Source organism: Paracoccus sp. SCSIO 75233 (assembly GCF_027912675.1).
Lineage (GTDB): Bacteria > Pseudomonadota > Alphaproteobacteria > Rhodobacterales > Rhodobacteraceae > Paracoccus.
In genome coordinates this window covers 2,675,439-2,693,596 of record NZ_CP115757.1, presented here as the reverse complement: position 1 = coordinate 2,693,596, position 18,158 = coordinate 2,675,439, and the positions used below count along the sequence as shown (strand labels likewise).

Genomic DNA, 18,158 nt, shown 5'->3' with positions numbered 1-18,158 from the left:
CTGCCCGGCCCGGGGCATTGTAAATGGTAAAAAATGGAGGAGCGCATGCTGTTCGAAAGGATCGGGATCAGTGTCCCCGTGGTTCAGGCACCGATGGCGGGGATCACCACGCCTGCGCTGGCGGCGGCCGTGGCGAATGCGGGCGGGCTCGGCTCGCTGGGGGTGGCGGCGATGGATGCCACCCGAGCGGGGGAGGAGGTGCGGCAGACCCGCGCCATGACCTCCGCCCCGATCAATGTGAACGTGTTCTGTCATCGCCCCCCGCAGCGGGATGACGCGAAAGAGCAGGCGTGGCTGGACGCGCTTGCCCCGGATTTCGCGCGCTTCGGTGCCGCGCCGCCGGAACGGCTGACGGATGGGTACAGGCCTTTTGCGGATGATCCCGACATGCTGCGGATGCTAATCGAGGAAAAGCCCGGTGTGGTGAGCTTCCATTTCGGCTTGCCCGATCCGGCGATGATCGCCGCGCTGCGGGGCAGCGGCGCGGTTCTGCTGGGTTCGGCGACCTGCCTTGCCGATGCGCTGAAGATCAGGGATGCCGGGCTGGACGGGATCGTCGCACAGGGCTGGCAGGCGGGCGGGCATCGCGGCGTGTTCGATGAAGGCAGCCCCGATGACCGGCTGGAGACGCTGGACCTGTTGGCGGCACTGAAAGACCTCGGCCTGCCCCTGATCGCGGCGGGCGGCATCATGACGCGCGAGGATGTACGGGCCGTGCTGGATGCAGGGGCAATTGCCGCGCAATGTGGTACGGTGTTTCTGGTTGCGGAGGAGGCGGGGACATCCGCGCCGCACCGTGCGGGGCTAACCAGTGGCCGGACCCGGATGACGCGGGCGATCTCTGGCCGCCCGGCTCGGGGGCTGGAGAACATCATCAGCAGCCGTGATGACAGTGCCGCGCCGGACTATCCGCTGCCCTATTCGGCACTCAAGGCGCTGCATGGTGTCGCGTTGAAGGCCGGGGAGAGCGGCTATGGTCCGTTCTGGGCCGGGACCGGCTGCGCGCAGGCAAAGCCGGGAACAGCGGCAGAGATCCTCGCGCGGCTGGCCCCTTAACCGGGATCGGCGACAGGTGCCCACATCACCCCGTCAACCGAGGGCGCGGCGGTCGCCAGCATCACCAGACGGTCAAAGCCGAGTGCCGCACCTGCGGCCTCCGGCATCAGCGGCAGGGCGCTGAGGAAAGCCTCGTCCAGCGGGTAGGTCTCGCCATAGATCCGCGCTTTCTCCGCCATATCGGCCTGAAAGCGCCGCCGCTGTTCGCTGGGATCGGTCAACTCGCCAAACGCATTCGCAAGCTCGACCCCGCAGGCATAAAGCTCAAACCGCTCCGCCACGCGGGGATCGTCGCCAGACGGGCGGGCAAGTGCGGCCTCGGGCAGCGGATAACGGTCGAGGATCGTCGCCGCGCCGTGACCGAGATACGGCTCCACCCGCTCGGCCAGCACGCGGGAAAACAGGTCCGACCAGTTGTCGTCGGGCGCATGGGCGATGCCCGCACGGTCAAGCTGGGCGGATAGCCCGTCGCGATCTGTCGTGCCGTCCGCGCCAATGGTTAGCAGCAGGTCGATCCCTGCATGTTCGGCAAAAGCGTCCGCCACGCTGATCCGCTCCGGCGCGGCATAGGGGTCGCAGACCGCGTCCCGAAACCGGAATTCATTCGCACCAGCTGCCTCTGCCGCCAGCATCAGGAAGTCGGCGCAGTCGTCCATCAACGTCGTGTAGGGTTTGCCGGTGCGATACCATTCCAGCATGGTGAATTCCGGATGGTGCAGCGCGCCCCGCTCCCGGTTCCGCCAGACATGGGAGAAGGCGGCGATGCGCTGCTCCCCTGCCGCAAGCAGCTTCTTCATCGCGAATTCGGGCGAGGTGTGCAGATACATCGGATGCCCGATACCGTCATTGCCTATCATGCTGGTTGCGAAACCATGCAGATGGGTTTCGTTGCCGGGGCTGATGCACAGCGCCGCCGGATCGACCTCGGTGAAATCGTTATTCCCCAGCCAACCCCGGATCGCCTGCTGGATGCGGTTGCGGGCCAGCAGGGCAGGGCGGCGGTCGGCGTGGCGTTCGGGGCGCCACCAGGTCTTGTCGCTCATGGTTTCTCTGGAACTGGAGACTTCGTTGGGTTAGGGACGTGGCCAACGCGCAGACGCGCAAGCCAGAAAAAAGCGTAAGGAACCGCAGATGAAAGTCATCGCATCCAGCCTCCGTAAAGGCAATGTCGTCGAGATCGACGAGAAGCTGTATGTCGTGCTGAAGGCCGAGAATTTCCACCCCGGCAAGGGCACGCCCACGACCAGCGTCGATATGCGCCGGATCTCGGACGGCACCAAGGTGACGGAACGCTGGAAGACCACCGATCAGGTCGAAAAGGCCCATGTGGACGAGCGCAGCTACGACTATCTGTATAATGACGGCGAAGGTTATCACTTCATGGAGCCGGAAAGCTACGAGCAGGTCGTGGCGCCCGAGGACGTGATCGGCGATCAGGCGGTTTATCTGCAGGAAGGTATGCGGGTGTTCCTTCAGGTCTTCAACGGCGCGCCGATTGCACTGGAACTGCCGCAGAAAATGACCGTCGAGGTGACGGAGACGGAGCCGGTCGTTAAGGGCCAGACCGCCTCGTCCTCCTATAAGCCGGCAATGGTGGATAACGGTCTGCGGGTGATGGTGCCGCCGCATATCAGCACCGGCACGCGTATCGTCATCAACACGGCGGACAACACCTATGTGGAGCGCGCGAAGGACTGAGCGTCTTTCGCGGCATCGCTGATGGCTTTGCAGGGCGGCCCGGAACAAGGGGCGAAGCCCCGCCGGGCCAGCGTCCGACCGCCCCATGGGCGGACGCTTCTTTGCCGGTCCGCGCCGAGCGGTTGTTCAGCGGGATTGCGTAATAAAGCGATGCGCGGTCAGGTCGGAGGCGTCAGCCCGCGGTCGGACGCTGGCCCGGCTTTCCCGGTCCTACGCCGTCACAAACTCGTCCCGGCCATAGCCCTGAATATAAAGCAGCGCGGTCAGGTCGGCGTGGTCGATGCGCACTGCCGCCTGCTCCGCTACCACGGGCTTTGCATGAAGCGCCACGCCGGTTCCGGCCAGTTGCAGCATGCCGAGATCATTCGCACCGTCGCCAACCGCAATTGCATCCTGCGGCGTCACGCCACGCGCGGCGGTGATTTCGTTCAGCGCCTCGACCTTCGCCTCGCGCCCCAGCACCGGAAGGCCGACATGGCCGGTCAGCACCCCTTCATCGGCGAGCAGCGTATTCGCCCGATGCTCGTCGAAGCCCAGCATTTCCGCGACCGGCCCGGTGAAGGCGGTAAATCCACCGGAGACGAGCGCGGTATAGGCTCCCTGAGCGCGCATGGTCGCGATCAACTCGCGCCCGCCAGGGGCGAGGGTGATGCGTTCGCGCAGCACCTTTTCGATCACATTTTCGTTTAGTCCCGACAGCAGCCCGACCCGTTCGACAAGCGCCTCGTGAAAGTTCAGTTCCCCGTTCATGGCGCGGGCGGTGATCTCTGCCACACGCGCGCCGACGCCTGCTTCCGCCGCGAGTTCGTCGATGCATTCCTGCTGGATCATGGTCGAGTCCATATCGGCCAGAAGCACGGATTTCCTGCGCCCGGCCGTCGGTTGCACGACCAGATCGAACCCTGCAAGCCGGGTGTCTTCGGCAATCGCATCCGCGTCGTCCGGCAACGCTGTCGCCGAAAATTCGGCGGCGATCCGGTCCGCCAGCCAGATCGTGTTGTCGCCATCAAACAGATTGCGCAGCGCGTCGACGCGATCCGCGGTCAGATTGCCGCGCGCCGGTGCGGCAAGGATCGTTATGCTGTACATGGCGGGCTCCGCTTGTTTACTGTCAGGTAGCGCATTGCTCGGGGTGATGCCAGCGGGGAACCGGAAGGCCGGGCCAGCGTTAATGCGCGAAAGCAACCATCAGAGGATAAGCTTATGGGATTGTTCGACTTTGTGAAGGGTAAGGGCAAAAAAGTCCTGGACGAAGACACCGAGGCCAAACCGGAAGACGGCAAGACAGCGGAACAGGTGGAGACCGAGCGCAAGGTCGCGGCAATGGCGGCTGAGCTGAAAGAGCTGGGCCTTGGTGCTGACGACGTCAAACTGACGCTGCGCAGCGACAAGGAAACCGTGAAGATCGAGTCCAAAGGCGCTGACCGGGAGACGATGGAAAAGCTGATCCTCGCCATCGGCAACATTCAGGGCATCGCCAAGGTCGAGGCCGATCTGCCGAAGAAAGTCGCAGGCGCAGGCGGTGATGACAAGCTGGCTGGCGGCGATGATGAGCCCGTTTTCCACACGGTCGAATCCGGTGAAACCCTGTCGGCCATCGCGAAGAAATACCTTGGCAACGCGAATCGCTATAACGAGATTTTCGAGGCCAACCGCCCGATGCTCTCGGACCCTGACAAGATCTATCCCGGCCAGACCCTGCGCATCCCCGGCTGAGATTTGAACAAATAGTGCAACGGTTGACGTTGCGTTTTGGGGTCGCGGGGCCGCTGTCAGGCTTGCCCCGCGACCCTTTTCTGTCTCATGTTGTCCGTCAAGCCGGGCAACCGTTCCGGATTTGTAAAATTGGGGGGAGGAACATGGGGCGCTTCAGTTCGGTCGCCGATCGCGATGCTGTCGAACAGGAAATGCTGTATGAGCAGCGCGGCACGGCAACCACGATCTACGAATTTCTGTCGGGCACGGCGAAGCGGTTTCCCGACCGGCCCGCGATCTCGTTCCAGCTTCTCTCCGGTCCGCGCGACCATGCGACGACGCTGAACTGGCGTGAATTGCTGGAGCGGGTGACGGAGACGGCGAATCTGTTCCGCAAGCTTGGCGTGGGGCCGGATGATACGGTGGCCTATCTGCTGCCGAACAGCATCGAGACCCCGGTGGTGTTGCTGGCCGGGATGACCGCTGGTGTCGTCAGCCCGATCAACCCCCTGCTGGAGCCGGATCATATCGCGGCGATCCTGCGTTCCACCAATGCCAAGGTATTGGTCACGCTGAAGGCCTTCCCGAAAACCGATGTCGCGCAAAAGGCGGCGGAGGCGGTGAAGCACGCCCCGAATGTGCAGCATGTGCTGGAGGTGGACCTGAACCGGCATCTGACCGGGCTGAAGAAATTCATCGTCCCGCTGGCCCGGCCAAAGGTGAAGGTCGAACATCAGGCGCAGGTGCAGAATTTCGAGGCGGCGGCCTCTGCCGAAAATCACAACCGGCTGGACTTTTCCGACCCGAAACGTGACCGCGTCGCCGCCTATTTCCACACTGGTGGCACGACCGGCATGCCCAAGGTCGCGCAGCATAAATATTCCGGGATGATCTATAACGGCTTCCTCGGCGGCTCGCTGCTGTTCGACGAAAACGATGTGTTGATGTGCCCGCTGCCGTTGTTCCATGTTTTCGCGGCTTATCCCGTGCTCATGAGCTGTATCGATTCCGGCGCGCATATGATTATGCCGACCCCTGCCGGGTATCGTGGCGAAGGTGTGTTCGACAATTTCTGGAAGCTGATCGAACGCTGGCAGGCGACCTTCCTGATTACCGTGCCGACGGCGATTTCGGCCTTGATGCAGCGGAAGGTGGATGCCGATGTCTCGTCCCTGCGGACGGCAATTTCGGGTTCCGCGGCGCTGCCGATTGAGCTTTATAACCGTTTCAAGGCCGCAACCGGTGTAGAAATCGCGGAAGGCTATGGTTTGACCGAGGCGACCTGCCTCGTGTCCTGCAACCCGGTTGACGGGATGAAGAAGGTCGGCTCCGTCGGCTTGCCGCTGCCCTATACCCATGTCCGCATTCTCAACAAACGCGATGACGGGTTCGTGGAATGCGGCACCGATGAGGTTGGTGAGATATGCGTGGCGAATCCCGGCGTGTTCGAGGGTTCCACCTATACGGAGGCCGACAAGAACCACGATCTGTTCGCCGAGGATCGCTTTCTGCGCACCGGTGATCTGGGGCGGATCGATGCGGATGGCTATCTCTGGATCACCGGGCGGGCCAAGGATCTGATTATCCGGGGCGGTCACAATATCGACCCGGCGGAGATCGAGGACGCCTTGCTGTCCCATCCCGCCGTCGCCTTTGCCGGTGCCATCGGTCAGCCCGATTCATTCGCCGGTGAACTGCCCTGCGTTTATGTGGAGCTGGTCGAGGGCGGCAATGTCACCGAGGCGGAGCTTCTGGATCACGCGCGTCCGCGCATCCACGAACGCGCAGCGGTGCCGAAACATCTGGAGATTCTGCCGGAACTGCCGAAAACCGCTGTCGGAAAGATCTTCAAGCCGGATCTTCGCAAGCTGGCCATCAAGCGGGTCTACGACGCGGCACTTGAGGGGACCGGTGCCAGCGTGGCCGAGGTCATCGACGACAAGAAACGCGGGTTGGTTGCCCGCATCAATCGCGATGGCGCGGATGAGGATGCGGTTCGGAACAAGCTGGGCGAGTTCACCCGGCCTTGGGAGTGGGCCTGATCGTCAGGCCTCTCTCCGCACCGAAAACCAAGCCGACAATTAAAACGGGCCGCGCCATCCGGCGGGGCCCGCGAGATCTTCGGAGATGGTCCGGTTAGGGATTGGGTATCCGACCGTCCCAGCCAGGGTTCTGATCCCTTGGGGTTGCCCTCAGGCCGCGGCCCCCCTGACTGTCCCAACACCTCTCTCCAATATCACTCTCGACACTGGACCACCTCCTTTCGATATGTTGCCACTAGGGGAAGCCTGCCAGAGTCTGTGGATAAGTCAACTCAAAATGCGGGGTTCTGACGCAAGATATTGCGTACAATTAGACGGAAAGGCACCAGAGCCAGCAGCGCCAGCAGCATTTTCAGCATCCAGTCCGCGACCGCTAGCGACGCCCAGAGCGGCGATACCGGGCCGATCCCCAGCAATGGCAGCGTCTCGTTCGCCCAAGCGACGTCGTCCGCGGGCGCAATAAAGCTGAGCTGCGCGGCAAAGGCGATCGAGAAGAACAGTGCCGTATCGAGCGCGGAGCCAAGCAGCGAAGATACCAGCGGTGCCTTCCACCAGCCGGAGCGGTTGCGCATCGCATTAAAGACGGTGATGTCCAGAAGCTGCGCGGTCAGGAAGGCAGTCCCCGAGGCGAGTGCGATGCGTAATGTCGTCGTGCCGCTCTGCGCGGCGATCAGCGAACACAGCACACCGATCACGAAACCGGCCAGCACCACATGACGCGCGGCGGCAGGGCCATAGACGCGGTTCATGACGTCGGTGACCAGAAAGGCAAAGGGATAGGACAGCGCGCCCCATGTCAGCCAGTCGCCCAACTGATGTTGCACGAGGATATTGGAGGCCACAACGATGATGGCCATGGCGATAACGCCGGGAAGAAAGCGGGTCATATTTTTTCCGTTTTACAAGGTGGCGGAACAACTCGGCCCGCGTTTTGCGGACAGGGCCGGATAAAGCCGCGCCGCCTTGCTGTCAATGACGGAGAATCGCGGGTCTTTATTCGATCACCCGATACTCGACCAACTCCGTCCGCTGGAACGGCAGGAAATTACTGTCGGAGATCATGGTCATGCGGATGCCAAGCCCGTCCTGCCAGACGGCGATGCCTTCGAGATTGTCGTATTGCAGTGAATTCGTTTCCAGCAGGATTTCGTCATTGCCCAACCCGTTCTCGTCCAGTGAAAAGCGGCGAATGCGTGATGAAAACCCCAGCAGACCACGGAAATTGCGTTCCAACAGATAGAAGCGTCCGTCCGGGCCAATATCCGCACCGACCGCCTGCCATTGCGGTTCCGCGCTGACCGAGAAGGGCTGGTCCCATTCACCGTTCCGATAGCGCCAGACGGGGCGGGTTTCGCTGCCATCCGCGACATATTCCGGCAGCGTCAGCAAAGCCCCGTCCGGGGTGATGGCCAGCCCCTCGAACCCCTCGTTGACGGGCATGTCTTTCCAATCGTCCGGGCTGTCGATCCGGATCGCGGGCCGGTCGACATTGTCATAGTGTGCGATGCGGTTCAGCCCCTCGAAGCTGATCCAGATGCCGCCCGAAGCGTCCATTGCCAGCCCTTCGCTGTCCCCCAGCCAACCCGGCTGAAGTGCCTGCCCCTGACTGTCCTGCAAATTTGCGCGCCCTGCCATCTGCAATCCGCGGATGCGGCCCGCGCTGTCCCGCTCGAACGTGCCCCAGCGGATCCACGCCCGGTCGGAGATAATGTGAAAGCCGTTCCCGTCATCGCTGACCTCGATCCCGGAAAAGCCGCCGAAATCTTCACCCGGCAGCGACCAGACATAGGTTCCCACATATTCGACACTGGCCGCCCAAGCGAAAGGCGCGGCCAGCAGGTAACACAGGAAACCGAGGATCAGCGGGCGGTGGCGACGGCCTGACATTGTTTCGGCATCTCGCTCAGCCGGTAGCTCCGGGGGTGGCGATAATTCGGGTTCGGTGTACCCTTCGGACGGGTCGAGGGGTTGGCGCGATAGGCCAGCTCCTGCCGGGCCGCGCCGCAGCCATTGTCATTGCCCGACAGCGCCGCGACCGGGGCGGCGGTATTGGTGCAGCCCGTATTGCCCGCCGGGCAGTTCAGCCGGACGTGGAAATGATAGTCATGGTTCGGCGTCGGGCGAAGCTTCTGCAACCACTTGCCCCGGTTGCCGTTGGCGTCACACATGGCGACCTTGACCGCCGCGTCGATGAAAATCCGGTCCACGCGCGGATCCATCGCCGCCGACTGGATGATCGCGGCATGGGACGGGGTCCAGTTGCTGTTCACCCCCAGCCCGTTATTCGCGACAACCGAGATCGAGGAGATATTCTCGCGCTGCGCCCGCGACAGGCTTAGCGAGGATGGCGGCAGCATCCAGATATCGGCATCCAGCCCCATCTGATGGCTGGCGTGACCCGACAGCATCGGACCGCCGCGCATCTGGCTCATATCGCCGATATAGAGGCCCCGGAACCCCATCTTGCTGGCGGCTTCCGACAGGGCGATGACGAAGCCCACCATGTCGGGATGCGCCCAGTTCCGGTTGCGCGACAGGCGCATCGCCTGCCAGGTCGGGCCGGTTTCGGGCAATTGTACCGCGCCGGAGACGCAGCCCTTGTTATAGGTGCCGATGGCAACGCCGGGTGCCGCTGTCGGGCCGGGGGTTTTGCCGAACACATCCTTGGCCAGCGGGTCGGCGGCCATTGCGGGTACGGCGAGGCCCAATATGGCCGTCGCGGTCAGGAAGAATTTGCGGATCACTGCTCTGCCTCTCCGTTCTTGTCGACCCAGCCTAACAAAAAAACCGCCAGAAGGAACATCACGATCAGAGGAGAGATTCCGATCCGTTGATTTCCGGTCAGATCGGTGGTCACGGCGATCAGGAAGGGGGCGAGAAATGCGGTTGCCTTGCCGGAAAGCGCGTAAAGGCCGAATATTTCGGTCGCGCGAGCCTCTGACGTGTGGCGGACGGTCAGGGTTCGCGATGCCGCCTGCATCGCGCCGCCCGCGCCGCCGATCAGGGCGCCACAGACGAAGAAAACCGCGTCCGGCAGTTTTGAACCTTCGGCCAACGGCAGCCCGAACAGCGATTCGCGGCTCATCCCGACCACGATCACGCAGACCAGCGTCAGCGTCAGGATGGTTGCGATGATGACCGGCTTCGGTCCCCAGCGTTTGTCGGCCTTGCCGCCCAGCCATGAAATCAGCGCCGCCGAGCTGGCGCTGACGATGCCGAACACGCCCGACAGGATCACCGGCCAGCCCAGCACCGTCCCGGCATAGACCCCGCCGAAGCCGTAAAGCGCGTTCAACGCATCGCGCGACAGCATGGAGGAGATCAACCATGTCGCAAGGCTTCTGCGGTGACGCAGGCTGCGCAGCAGGTTCAGCAGGTCGCGGACTGCGGCACCGGGCCGGATCGGGCGTCCGGTTCCGGGTGGCTCTTTCACCCACAGGAAGAACGGCACCATGAAGATCGCGTACCAGAGCGCCGTGAACGGGCCGACGAAGCGGGTGCCCTCTCGTGCCGCGGGGTCCAGCCCGAAGGCGGGGGGCAGGCCGACCAGCGTTTTGCCGCTGTCGCCTTCCGCGAAAAACACCAGCATGATCGCCAGCGACACCAGCCCGCCCAGATAACCGAAGGCGAAGCCGGACCCGGAGATGCGGCCGATTTCGTCGCGGGGGGCGAGGCCGGGCAGGATGGCATTGGTGAAGATCGTGGCGAATTCCAGCCCGATCATGCCAAGGCCGAAAAACGCGACCGCCGTCACCAGCCTCGGGTCTGTCGGCGTCAGCCCCCAAAGCCCTGCCGCGCCGACCACCACCAGGCCGGAGAAGAACCAGACCCAAGGCAGCCGTCTGCCCGTGGTATCCGCCACAGCGCCGAGCACCGGGGCGAATATCGCGATGAATGCCCCGCTGATCGCCAGCCCGTAGCCCCAAAGCGATTGCGCCCGCGCCCCGGCCCCTGCGGCGTCAAGGCCGGTCGCGATGAAAGCGTTTTGTGCGGTTTCCGCGAAGTAGATGGAGAAGATGAACGTCACCAGCAGCGTATGGTATGGCTGCCCCGCCCAGTCGAAAAACCACCAGCCCCAGATGCGTTTGCGGTCCATTTGGCGTGTCCCCTCCGTCCTGCGCGACCTTCAGGCCATTGGCTTTGGGGGAAATAAGGCTGAACCGAACCGTATTGGCAACCCGCTAAGTCATGACGGCCAGCGTCGACTAGCTGGCTGCGATTGCGGCTTTTGCGTCATCAGGCATGACCGGGGGCCAAGGTCGCTGTGCATCTGCGGCAATCCAGGCCTGTACCCAATCCGGCAGCTCCGGGCTTTCCGGGTCTTCACCAAGCGCCTTGACGGCCTCCGCCGGTGGCAGGATGCCGTTCGGGCCGACCACGGCGCTGCGCAGAAGCATCTGATTGCAGCACTCCCCTTTGCGCCACATGGATTGCTCCAGATAGATGAACCGGCTGTCCCAGCCAAGCGCGCGCGTCACCATCGTGAAACGGTCGAAGCCACGGACACGGCGGCGATAACGCACCGAGTTTCCGGCCACGGTGATGTTCCAGCGATTTTCACGCATCAGGCGCAGCAATCCGGTGCGTGAGGCCATCGGCAAGCGCCCGAGGTCATACAGCGTCAGCGTCCGGCCGTTATTCAGCTCGATCCACGGGTCGAGATCCCACGGCCAGCAGATATGGGTCGAGATATGGGCATCCAGCAGCCCAAGCTTTGGCGCGTTGCGGAATTTCACGAATTCCTTCACGAAACGGATCAAAGGGTACATGCGCAATCTCCTGTTGGTCCGCTGCTACCAGCCGTCCGGCCTGTGTCAATCGGGACGTCGCGCAACCTTGCTTATGCGGCGTGGCTGTCATAGGTCAGGGGGCGAAATTTACAGGGGAAACGGCGATGGCGATGAATGATACGCCGCGGGTCGGCCTGATCGGCTGGCGGGGCATGGTAGGTTCGGTTCTGATGGACCGGATGACGACCGAAGGCGATTTCGACAAGATCGAGCCGGTGTTCTTCTCGACCTCCAATGCGGGCGGCAAAGCTCCGCTGGGCGATGCGCCGCTGGCCGATGCCTATGATCTGGCGGCCCTGAAAAGCTGCGAGGCGATCCTGACCTGTCAGGGCGGCGACTACACCAAGGAGATTCACGGCAAGCTGCGCGCCGAGGGCTGGGACGGTCACTGGATCGACGCGGCATCCACCCTGCGGATGAGCGATGACGCGCTGATCGTGCTGGACCCGGTCAACCGCCCGCAGATCGACGCGGCGATGTTAGCGGGCAATCGCAACTGGATTGGCGGAAACTGCACGGTGTCCTGCATGCTCATGGGGGTCGGCGCGCTGTTCAAGGCCGGGCTGGTCGAATGGATGTCGACCCAGACCTATCAGGCGGCCTCCGGCGGCGGTGCCAAGCATATGCGCGAGTTGCTGACCCAATTCGGCACGCTGAACGCCGAGGTGCGTGACCTTCTGGACGATCCGAAATCCGCAATCCTCGAAATCGACCGCAAGGTGCTGGCCCGCCAGCAGGCGATGCTGGGCAGCGATGAGGCCGCGCAGTTCGGCGCGGTTCTGGGCGGCTCGGTCATCCCGTGGATTGACGCCGATCTGGGCAATGGCGTTTCCAAGGAAGAATGGAAAGGCATGGCCGAGACGAACAAGATCCTCGGTCGCGGCCCCGACGCTCTTGGCGGCTCGGATGAACGCGCGATCCCGGTGGACGGGTTCTGCGTGCGGATCGGTGCGATGCGCTGCCATTCGCAGGCGCTGACATTCAAGCTGAAAGGCGATGTCCCGGTCGGCGAGATCGAGGCGATGATCGACGGGGACAACCCGTGGTCCAAGGTCGTGCCGAACGAGAAAGAGGCGACGATGCGCGATCTGACCCCCGTTGCCGTTACAGGCACGATGACCATTCCGGTCGGTCGCATCCGCAAGCTGGCTATGGGGCCGGAATATGTGGGCGCGTTCACCATAGGCGACCAGCTGCTGTGGGGTGCGGCAGAGCCGCTGCGCCGGATGCTGCGCATTCTGATCGAGGGGTAATCCGATGACGACGATTTATCAGGTGATCATGTTGTTGCTGGATGTGCTCTGGTTCATCATGATCGCGCATATCATCATGTCCTGGCTGATCAATTTTCAGGTGCTGAACCTGCGTCAGCCTTTGGTGGCGCAACTCTGGAACGGGCTGTCCTCGCTGCTGGAACCGATTTACGCGCCGGTGCGCCGCATCCTGCCCGCGACGCCCGGTCTGGACCTTGCGCCGCTGGTGGTGTTCATCGGGATCATCATCATCCGCATGGCGCTGCAGAATAACGCGGGCTTCTTCTACGGCTACTGATGCAAGCGGACCTGCTGCGCCAGATCTTCGGTTTCGACGGTTTCCGCCCCGGCCAGCAGGAAATCGTCGAGGCCGTGGCGGACGGCCGCGACGTGCTGGCGATCATGCCGACGGGTGGCGGCAAGTCGCTATGCTACCAGCTTCCGGCGATCACGCGGGATGGGGTGACGGTTGTGATCTCTCCGTTGATTGCACTGATGCGCGATCAGGTGCGGGCGCTGCGTGAGGCGGGGGTTGCTGCGGGTGCGCTGACCTCTGGCAATACCGAAGCCGAGACGGACGAAGTGTTCGCCGCATTGCGCGAAGGTAGCCTCAAGATGCTTTATATGGCGCCGGAGCGGCTGGCCTCGGGCGGGACGCTTAACTTGCTGCGACGTGCCGGGGTGACGGCCATCGCCGTGGATGAGGCGCATTGCGTCAGCCAGTGGGGCCATGATTTCCGCCCCGACTACCTGCGCATCGGTGAGCTGAAACGGGCGCTGAACGTCCCGCTGTCGGCCTTCACCGCCACAGCCGATGCCGAGACGCGGGCGGAGATTGTCACGCGGCTGTTTGCCGGGACCGAGCCCGTCACCTTCCTGCGGGGCTTTGATCGCCCGAATATTCATCTGGCGTTCCAGCCCAAGAACCAGCCGCGCCGTCAGATCATGGATTTCGTCGCCGCCCGTCCCGGTCAGTCGGGCATCGTCTATTGCGGATCGCGGGCGAAGACGGAGGCGCTTGCCAATGCTCTGAACGCGTCGGGCCACCCGGCCCTGCATTATCATGGCGGGATGGAGGCGGAGGCGCGGCGCGAGGCGGAGGCGCGGTTTCAGCGCGAGGACGGGCTGATCGTCGCCGCCACGGTGGCCTTCGGGATGGGCATCGACAAGCCGGATATCCGCTGGGTTGCCCATGCCGATTTGCCGAAATCCATCGAGGCCTATTATCAGGAAATCGGCCGCGCTGGTCGCGATGGTGAACCGGCAGAAACGCTGACGCTTTACGGGCCCGACGATATCCGCATGCGCCGCGCCCAGATCGATGAGGGGCTGGCGGAAAATGACCGCAAGGATGCCGACCACGCGCGGCTGAATGCGCTTCTGGGGCTGGCAGAAGCGACCTCCTGCCGCCGTGTGATGCTGCTGGCCTATTTCGGGGATGAGGCGCAGCCCTGCGGCAATTGCGATCTGTGCCAGACCCCGCCGGATATATTCGACGCGACGAAGCCGGTGCAGATGGCGCTGTCGGCCATGCTGCGTACCGGCGAGTGGTTCGGTGCGGGCCATATCATCGACGTGCTGACCGGGAATGAGACCGACAAGACCCGCCAGCGCGGCCATGACAAGCTGCCGACATGGGGGGTCGGCAAGGATTGGTCACGCCCGCAATGGCAAGCGATCATCCGCCAGATGATGGGCCGCGACCTGTGCCGCCCCGATCCGGCGCGCCACGGTGCGCTGCATATCACCGAAACCGCCCATCCGATCCTGCGCGGCGAGGCGCAGATCAGCCTGCGCGAGGACCGCATCAAACGCGCGAAACCGGCCTTCACCCCCAAAATGCAGGTTGCGGAGGAGGACGCGCCGCTGTTTTCCGCGCTCAAGGCCAAGCGTCGGGCCCTGGCGGAGGCGCAGCGGGTGCCTGCCTATGTCATCTTCCCCGACCGGACCTTGCAGGAAATGGCCGAACGCCGCCCGCAGACGCTGGATGAGATGGCGCGAATCAACGGTGTCGGGGCCAAGAAGCTGGACAGCTACGGCGATGCGTTCCTCGGGGTCATTGCCGGAGAGGCCGCGCCGATGCATCCGCAACGCCGCGCGCTTGCCGGGCGGGAGGCCGGAACGCTGTTCGACCGGCTGGCCGAGACCCAGATGCGGCTGGCCCGGGGCGAGGATGGAACGGAAAAACCGCTGAGTTGCTCGACCAGCCAGCTGCGCCGCATCGCCGAAGCGCGCCCCGCCAGCCGCGAGGCCTTGTCGCGTGTTCTGGACGATGCCCGGCTTGACCGCTTCGCCTCGGCCTTTCTGGACGACATCGCCTCACGATGACCCTTGCGGCTCCGCGCGCATCGGGTAGGCTCGCGGCATCTCAAACAGAAAGGATGCGCAATGGCACTCTCTGAAGGCGATAGGCTGCCTGATGGCAAGCTTCTGAAAATGACCGAGAACGGCCCGGCGGAGGTCGATCTGGGGGACTATCAGTCGGGGCGCGTGGCGATCTTCGCGCTGCCCGGTGCGTTCACCGGCACCTGCTCGACCCAGCATGTGCCCAGCTTCATGCGCACCGCCGATCAGTTCCGGGCCAAGGGCGTGGACCGGATCGTCTGCATCAGTGTCAACGACCCGTTCGTCATGGGCGCATGGGAGAAAGATACCGGCGCAGGCGAGGCCGGGCTGACCTTCCTGTCCGACGCGGATGGCAGCTTCACCAACGCAATGGGCATGAGCTTTGACGCGCCCCCGATCGGGCTGATCGGACGGTCGAAACGCTATGCGATGCTGGTTGAGGACGGGGTGATCAAGACCCTTCAGGCCGAGGAAAACCCCGGCGAATGCGCAATCTCGGGCGGCGAGGCGCTGCTGGAGAAAGCCTAAACCGGGATCATGGTGCCTTGCAGCATGGCGACATGCTTGCGGGCACTGTCCTTCTCGGCGAACACATCCGCGGCGACCACGACAATCCGGCGGCCGGCGCGGATCACCCTGCCTTCAGCGACGAGCCTGTCACCGATCGCGGGCGCCATCAGGTTGATCTTCATCTCGACCGTCATCACCTCGTGGCCCGCCTCCATCACCGTCAGCGCCGAATAACCCGCCGCCGAATCGCCGATGGAGAAGGCCAGACCGGCATGACCGGCACCGTGTTGCTGCAAGCTGGTCGGCAGAATCGCGGCGGCGATGACGACGCGGCCCTGATCGACGCTGAGCAGTTCAGCACCGAGCGTCTGCATCATGGTCTGCTTGCCGAAGCTCTCACGGATCCGCTGTTCGATGTCCATCCGGCTTTCCTCCCCCTTTGCGCCGACGATACGCCGGTCAATCTCAATCCTCGAACAATCCCGCCTGCTGTGCCGGGGCGGGCGCGTCCAGCCCCAGATGCCGCCACGCTTTCGCCGCCAGCATCCGCCCCCGTGGCGTCCGGGCGATCAGACCTTGTTGCAGCAGATACGGCTCGATCACTTCCTCAATCGCGTCCCGGCTTTCGGAGAGTGCGGCGGAAATCGTCTCCACCCCGACCGGGCCGCCGCCGTAATTCTCGGCAATCAGGCTGAGATAGCGCCGGTCAGCCCCGTCCAAGCCCAGATCGTCGACACCGAGGCGGGTCAGCGCGCTGTCCGCAATCTCCCGCGAGATCCGGCCGTCGCCATCGACAAGCGCGAAATCCGCCACCCGCCGCAGCAACCGGCCCGCGATCCGGGGCGTGCCGCGTGCGCGCCGTGCGATCTCCCGCGTGCCGTCGGGGTCGGCGTCGTAACCCATCAGCCGCGCGCCGCGTCGCACGATCTCGTCCAACTCGTCGATAGTATAGAATTGCAGCCGTGTCGGGATGCCGAACCGGTCGCGCAGCGGCGTGGTGAGCAGGCCGAGCCGCGTGGTCGCGCCGACCAACGTAAAGGGCTGTAACTCGATCCGCACGGTGCGGGCGGCGGGGCCTTCACCGATCATCAGATCAAGCTCGAAATCCTCCATGGCCGGATAGAGCACCTCCTCCACGGCGGGGTTCATCCGGTGGATCTCGTCGATGAACAGCACGTCGCGCGATTCCAGATTGGTCAGGATCGCCGCCAGATCGCCCGCGCGCGCCAGCACCGGGCCGGAGGTCATCTTGAAGTTCACGCCGAGTTCGCGCGCGATGATCTGTGCCAGCGTGGTCTTGCCCAGCCCCGGCGGGCCGTGGAACAGCGTGTGATCCATCGCCTCCCCCCGGCGTCGCGCGCTTTCGATAAAGACGCGCAGATTGGTGCGGGCTTCGGCCTGACCGATGAATTCCTCAAGCGCCTGCGGACGCAGGGCGCGGCCCGGCTCGTCCTCGGGCATTGGTTCGGGGCGCAAGGTTGGGTCGGGGGCGTCCATCGGTCAGGCTATTCCTTCGGGGCCAGCGAGCGCAGCGCGGCACGGATGAGGGCCGGTGTCGCCGCCTCCGGTTCCGCCTGTGCGGCGCGGGCCACGGCAGTGGCGGCTTCGGAGGGGTTATAGCCGAGATTGGTCAGCGCGGACAGCGCCTCGGACTGGGCGGCGGCGGTGCCCTGTGGCGGATTGGCGGGTGATGGCTGTGCCGGGGCAGGAGCGGCGGTCGCGGCGGTCTCTGCCTCGATCACTGGTGCGCCGGTGTCCACGGTCAACTCACCCCCCATTGCCATGACGGATGGGGCCTTGTCCTTCAGCTCCAGAACGACGCGCTGCGCCAGTTTCGGCCCGACGCCCTGTGCCTTGCGGACCGCCGACCAGTCGCCAAGCGCTATGGCCCGGCCCAGCCCGTCTGCCCCCAATGTCCCGAGGATCGCCAGCGATGCCTTCGCCCCAATGCCCTGAACCGAGGTCAGGAGCTTGTGCCATTCCTTCTCCAGCAGCGTCGGGAAGCCGAAAAGCTGCAACAGATCCTCACGCACCAGCAGATCGGTATAAAGCGCCGTCGCCTGCCCGACCGGCGGCATGCTGGCGGCGGTGCGTTCGCTGATATGGACGATATAGCCGACGCCGCGCACGTCGATCATCACCTGATCCGGCGCACGGTGAAGGATGATGCCTGCGATGCGCCCGATCATGCACTCACCTTGATGCGGATGCTGCGCGATTGCAGGTGATGGGCGTGGCAGATGGCAATGGCGAGCGCGTCCGCAGCGTCGGCCCCGGCGAACTCCACCCCCGGAAGCTGGTGGCGGACCATGTGCTGCACCTGCTCCTTCGCGGCATGGCCGACACCGACCACGGCTTTTTTCACGGCGTTCGGTGCGTATTCCCCGATTTCCAGCCCGGCCTCTGCCGGGGCCAGCAAGGCGATGCCGCGCGCCTGACCCAGTTTCAGCGTGCCGACCGCGTCCTTGTTGACGAAGGTCTGTTCCACGGCGGCGTCTGTGGGCGCATGGGCCGCGATCACATCCACCAGCCCGCGATAAAGCAGCAGCAGCCGCGGGCCAAGCGCGCCCTGACCCGATTTGACGATGCCATTGGCGATGTGGCGCAGGCGCGCGCCGTCCAGTTCGATCACGCCCCAGCCCATATTCTGCAATCCGGGGTCGATGCCCAGCACCCTCATGCCTGCCCTCGTCTTTATCTTTCTTTTAGACAGGCTAGCACGAAACGCGAACATCGCGAAAGGGGCATGATGCGGGGCTGGCTTGCTT

The 18,158-nt window shown here is 64.0% G+C and carries 19 protein-coding genes; 8 read left to right on the top strand and 11 right to left on the bottom strand.

Translation table 11 applies throughout. From position 1 onward, the window contains the following. Positions 1-45 precede the first annotated feature (45 nt). On the top strand, positions 46-1,056 hold the full coding sequence (locus PAF12_RS13130; protein WP_271107418.1) for a nitronate monooxygenase family protein: 1,011 nt from the start codon (positions 46-48) through the stop codon (positions 1,054-1,056). Here PAF12_RS13130 and epmA read toward each other — a convergent pair. Further along, a complete protein-coding gene (gene epmA / locus PAF12_RS13125) occupies positions 1,053-2,099 on the bottom strand; it encodes an EF-P lysine aminoacylase EpmA (protein WP_271107417.1) in 1,047 nt (348 codons plus the stop codon). The two genes, PAF12_RS13130 and epmA, sit on opposite strands and share 4 nt — an antisense overlap. An 88-nt stretch (positions 2,100-2,187) precedes the next feature. On the opposite strand from epmA, the gene efp reads away from it, so the two are divergent. Beyond that, positions 2,188-2,754: an elongation factor P gene (efp, locus tag PAF12_RS13120; RefSeq protein ID WP_271107416.1), complete on the top strand. Its 567-nt coding sequence runs from the start codon at positions 2,188-2,190 to the stop codon at positions 2,752-2,754. Between the two features lie 210 nt (positions 2,755-2,964). Here efp and serB read toward each other — a convergent pair whose 3' ends face one another. Further along, on the bottom strand, positions 2,965-3,843 hold the full coding sequence (gene serB / locus PAF12_RS13115; RefSeq protein ID WP_271107415.1) for a phosphoserine phosphatase SerB: 879 nt from the start codon (positions 3,841-3,843) through the stop codon (positions 2,965-2,967). 114 nt (positions 3,844-3,957) lie between these two features. On the opposite strand from serB, the gene lysM reads away from it, so the two are divergent. Together lysM and PAF12_RS13105 are read left to right on the top strand one after the other, a co-directional pair. After that, positions 3,958-4,470 carry a peptidoglycan-binding protein LysM gene (lysM, locus tag PAF12_RS13110; protein WP_271107414.1) on the top strand — a complete coding sequence of 171 codons (513 nt, stop codon included), beginning with the start codon at positions 3,958-3,960 and terminating at the stop codon, positions 4,468-4,470. Between the two features lie 143 nt (positions 4,471-4,613). Next, the gene (locus PAF12_RS13105; protein WP_271107413.1) at positions 4,614-6,491 is read left to right on the top strand and encodes an acyl-CoA synthetase; all 1,878 of its coding nucleotides are present in this window, start codon (positions 4,614-4,616) and stop codon (positions 6,489-6,491) included. Between the two features lie 272 nt (positions 6,492-6,763). Here PAF12_RS13105 and PAF12_RS13100 read toward each other — a convergent pair whose 3' ends face one another. From PAF12_RS13100 to PAF12_RS13080, 5 genes are all read right to left on the bottom strand, one after another. Then, positions 6,764-7,378: a VUT family protein gene (locus PAF12_RS13100; RefSeq protein ID WP_271107412.1), complete on the bottom strand. Its 615-nt coding sequence runs from the start codon at positions 7,376-7,378 to the stop codon at positions 6,764-6,766. A gap of 106 nt (positions 7,379-7,484) precedes the next feature. Further along, entirely contained in the window at positions 7,485-8,378 is an 894-nt protein-coding gene (locus PAF12_RS13095; protein WP_271107411.1) for an esterase-like activity of phytase family protein, read from the bottom strand. Further along, positions 8,351-9,178, bottom strand: coding sequence for a penicillin-insensitive murein endopeptidase (gene mepA, locus PAF12_RS13090; RefSeq protein ID WP_271109709.1), 828 nt, complete (start codon positions 9,176-9,178; stop codon positions 8,351-8,353). Before mepA ends, PAF12_RS13095 begins: the two co-directional genes overlap by 28 nt. Before the next feature lie 53 nt (positions 9,179-9,231). Continuing rightward, the gene (locus tag PAF12_RS13085) at positions 9,232-10,587 is read right to left on the bottom strand and encodes an MFS transporter (RefSeq protein ID WP_271107410.1); all 1,356 of its coding nucleotides are present in this window, start codon (positions 10,585-10,587) and stop codon (positions 9,232-9,234) included. A gap of 109 nt (positions 10,588-10,696) precedes the next feature. Then, a complete protein-coding gene (locus PAF12_RS13080; RefSeq protein WP_271107409.1) occupies positions 10,697-11,260 on the bottom strand; it encodes an acyl-CoA thioesterase in 564 nt (187 codons plus the stop codon). A gap of 125 nt (positions 11,261-11,385) precedes the next feature. Between PAF12_RS13080 and asd the strand changes: the two genes are divergently transcribed. From asd to PAF12_RS13060, 4 genes are read left to right on the top strand one after another with little or no spacing between them, the layout of a single operon-like run. Continuing rightward, the gene (gene asd, locus PAF12_RS13075) at positions 11,386-12,534 is read left to right on the top strand and encodes an aspartate-semialdehyde dehydrogenase (RefSeq protein ID WP_271107408.1); all 1,149 of its coding nucleotides are present in this window, start codon (positions 11,386-11,388) and stop codon (positions 12,532-12,534) included. 4 nt (positions 12,535-12,538) lie between these two features. Then, entirely contained in the window at positions 12,539-12,832 is a 294-nt protein-coding gene (locus PAF12_RS13070; RefSeq protein ID WP_271107407.1) for a YggT family protein, read from the top strand. Continuing rightward, positions 12,832-14,862: a DNA helicase RecQ gene (gene recQ / locus PAF12_RS13065; RefSeq protein WP_271107406.1), complete on the top strand. Its 2,031-nt coding sequence runs from the start codon at positions 12,832-12,834 to the stop codon at positions 14,860-14,862. Before PAF12_RS13070 ends, recQ begins: the two co-directional genes overlap by 1 nt. Positions 14,863-14,922: 60 nt before the next feature. After that, complete coding sequence (locus tag PAF12_RS13060) at positions 14,923-15,408, top strand: peroxiredoxin (protein ID WP_271107405.1); 486 nt, start codon at positions 14,923-14,925, stop codon at positions 15,406-15,408. On the opposite strand, the gene PAF12_RS13055 is transcribed toward PAF12_RS13060, so the two are convergent. Genes PAF12_RS13055 through ruvC form a run of 4 tightly spaced genes read right to left on the bottom strand, consistent with a single transcriptional unit; the run spans position 15,405 to position 18,070 of the window. After that, entirely contained in the window at positions 15,405-15,812 is a 408-nt protein-coding gene (locus tag PAF12_RS13055; protein WP_271107404.1) for a PaaI family thioesterase, read from the bottom strand. The genes PAF12_RS13060 and PAF12_RS13055 overlap by 4 nt on opposite strands. 43 nt (positions 15,813-15,855) lie before the next feature. Beyond that, on the bottom strand, positions 15,856-16,887 hold the full coding sequence (ruvB, locus tag PAF12_RS13050) for a Holliday junction branch migration DNA helicase RuvB (protein WP_271107403.1): 1,032 nt from the start codon (positions 16,885-16,887) through the stop codon (positions 15,856-15,858). A gap of 8 nt (positions 16,888-16,895) precedes the next feature. Continuing rightward, positions 16,896-17,579 (bottom strand): Holliday junction branch migration protein RuvA, encoded by a 684-nt coding sequence (ruvA, locus tag PAF12_RS13045; protein ID WP_271107402.1) that lies wholly within the window; start codon positions 17,577-17,579, stop codon positions 16,896-16,898. Then, complete coding sequence (gene ruvC / locus PAF12_RS13040; RefSeq protein WP_271107400.1) at positions 17,576-18,070, bottom strand: crossover junction endodeoxyribonuclease RuvC; 495 nt, start codon at positions 18,068-18,070, stop codon at positions 17,576-17,578. The genes ruvA and ruvC overlap by 4 nt, the downstream gene beginning before the upstream one ends. Between the last annotated feature and the right edge of the window lie 88 nt (positions 18,071-18,158).

Bases quoted from the DNA above. Each gene is read 5' to 3' on its own strand.
- efp (WP_271107416.1), top strand. From the start codon at position 2,188: ATGAAAGTCATCGCATCCAGCCTCCGTAAAGGCAATGTCGTCGAGATC.
- PAF12_RS13070 (WP_271107407.1), top strand. From the start codon at position 12,539: ATGACGACGATTTATCAGGTGATCATGTTGTTGCTGGATGTGCTCTGG.
- PAF12_RS13105 (WP_271107413.1), top strand. From the start codon at position 4,614: ATGGGGCGCTTCAGTTCGGTCGCCGATCGCGATGCTGTCGAACAGGAA.
- PAF12_RS13055 (WP_271107404.1), bottom strand. From the start codon at position 15,812: ATGGACATCGAACAGCGGATCCGTGAGAGCTTCGGCAAGCAGACCATG.
- recQ (WP_271107406.1), top strand. From the start codon at position 12,832: ATGCAAGCGGACCTGCTGCGCCAGATCTTCGGTTTCGACGGTTTCCGC.
- PAF12_RS13100 (WP_271107412.1), bottom strand. From the start codon at position 7,378: ATGACCCGCTTTCTTCCCGGCGTTATCGCCATGGCCATCATCGTTGTG.
- PAF12_RS13085 (WP_271107410.1), bottom strand. From the start codon at position 10,587: ATGGACCGCAAACGCATCTGGGGCTGGTGGTTTTTCGACTGGGCGGGG.
- asd (WP_271107408.1), top strand. From the start codon at position 11,386: ATGGCGATGAATGATACGCCGCGGGTCGGCCTGATCGGCTGGCGGGGC.
- PAF12_RS13080 (WP_271107409.1), bottom strand. From the start codon at position 11,260: ATGTACCCTTTGATCCGTTTCGTGAAGGAATTCGTGAAATTCCGCAAC.
- mepA (WP_271109709.1), bottom strand. From the start codon at position 9,178: ATGGCCGCCGACCCGCTGGCCAAGGATGTGTTCGGCAAAACCCCCGGC.
- PAF12_RS13095 (WP_271107411.1), bottom strand. From the start codon at position 8,378: ATGTCAGGCCGTCGCCACCGCCCGCTGATCCTCGGTTTCCTGTGTTAC.
- ruvC (WP_271107400.1), bottom strand. From the start codon at position 18,070: ATGAGGGTGCTGGGCATCGACCCCGGATTGCAGAATATGGGCTGGGGC.
- serB (WP_271107415.1), bottom strand. From the start codon at position 3,843: ATGTACAGCATAACGATCCTTGCCGCACCGGCGCGCGGCAATCTGACC.
- epmA (WP_271107417.1), bottom strand. From the start codon at position 2,099: ATGAGCGACAAGACCTGGTGGCGCCCCGAACGCCACGCCGACCGCCGC.
- lysM (WP_271107414.1), top strand. From the start codon at position 3,958: ATGGGATTGTTCGACTTTGTGAAGGGTAAGGGCAAAAAAGTCCTGGAC.
- PAF12_RS13130 (WP_271107418.1), top strand. From the start codon at position 46: ATGCTGTTCGAAAGGATCGGGATCAGTGTCCCCGTGGTTCAGGCACCG.
- PAF12_RS13060 (WP_271107405.1), top strand. From the start codon at position 14,923: ATGGCACTCTCTGAAGGCGATAGGCTGCCTGATGGCAAGCTTCTGAAA.
- ruvB (WP_271107403.1), bottom strand. From the start codon at position 16,887: ATGGACGCCCCCGACCCAACCTTGCGCCCCGAACCAATGCCCGAGGAC.
- ruvA (WP_271107402.1), bottom strand. From the start codon at position 17,579: ATGATCGGGCGCATCGCAGGCATCATCCTTCACCGTGCGCCGGATCAG.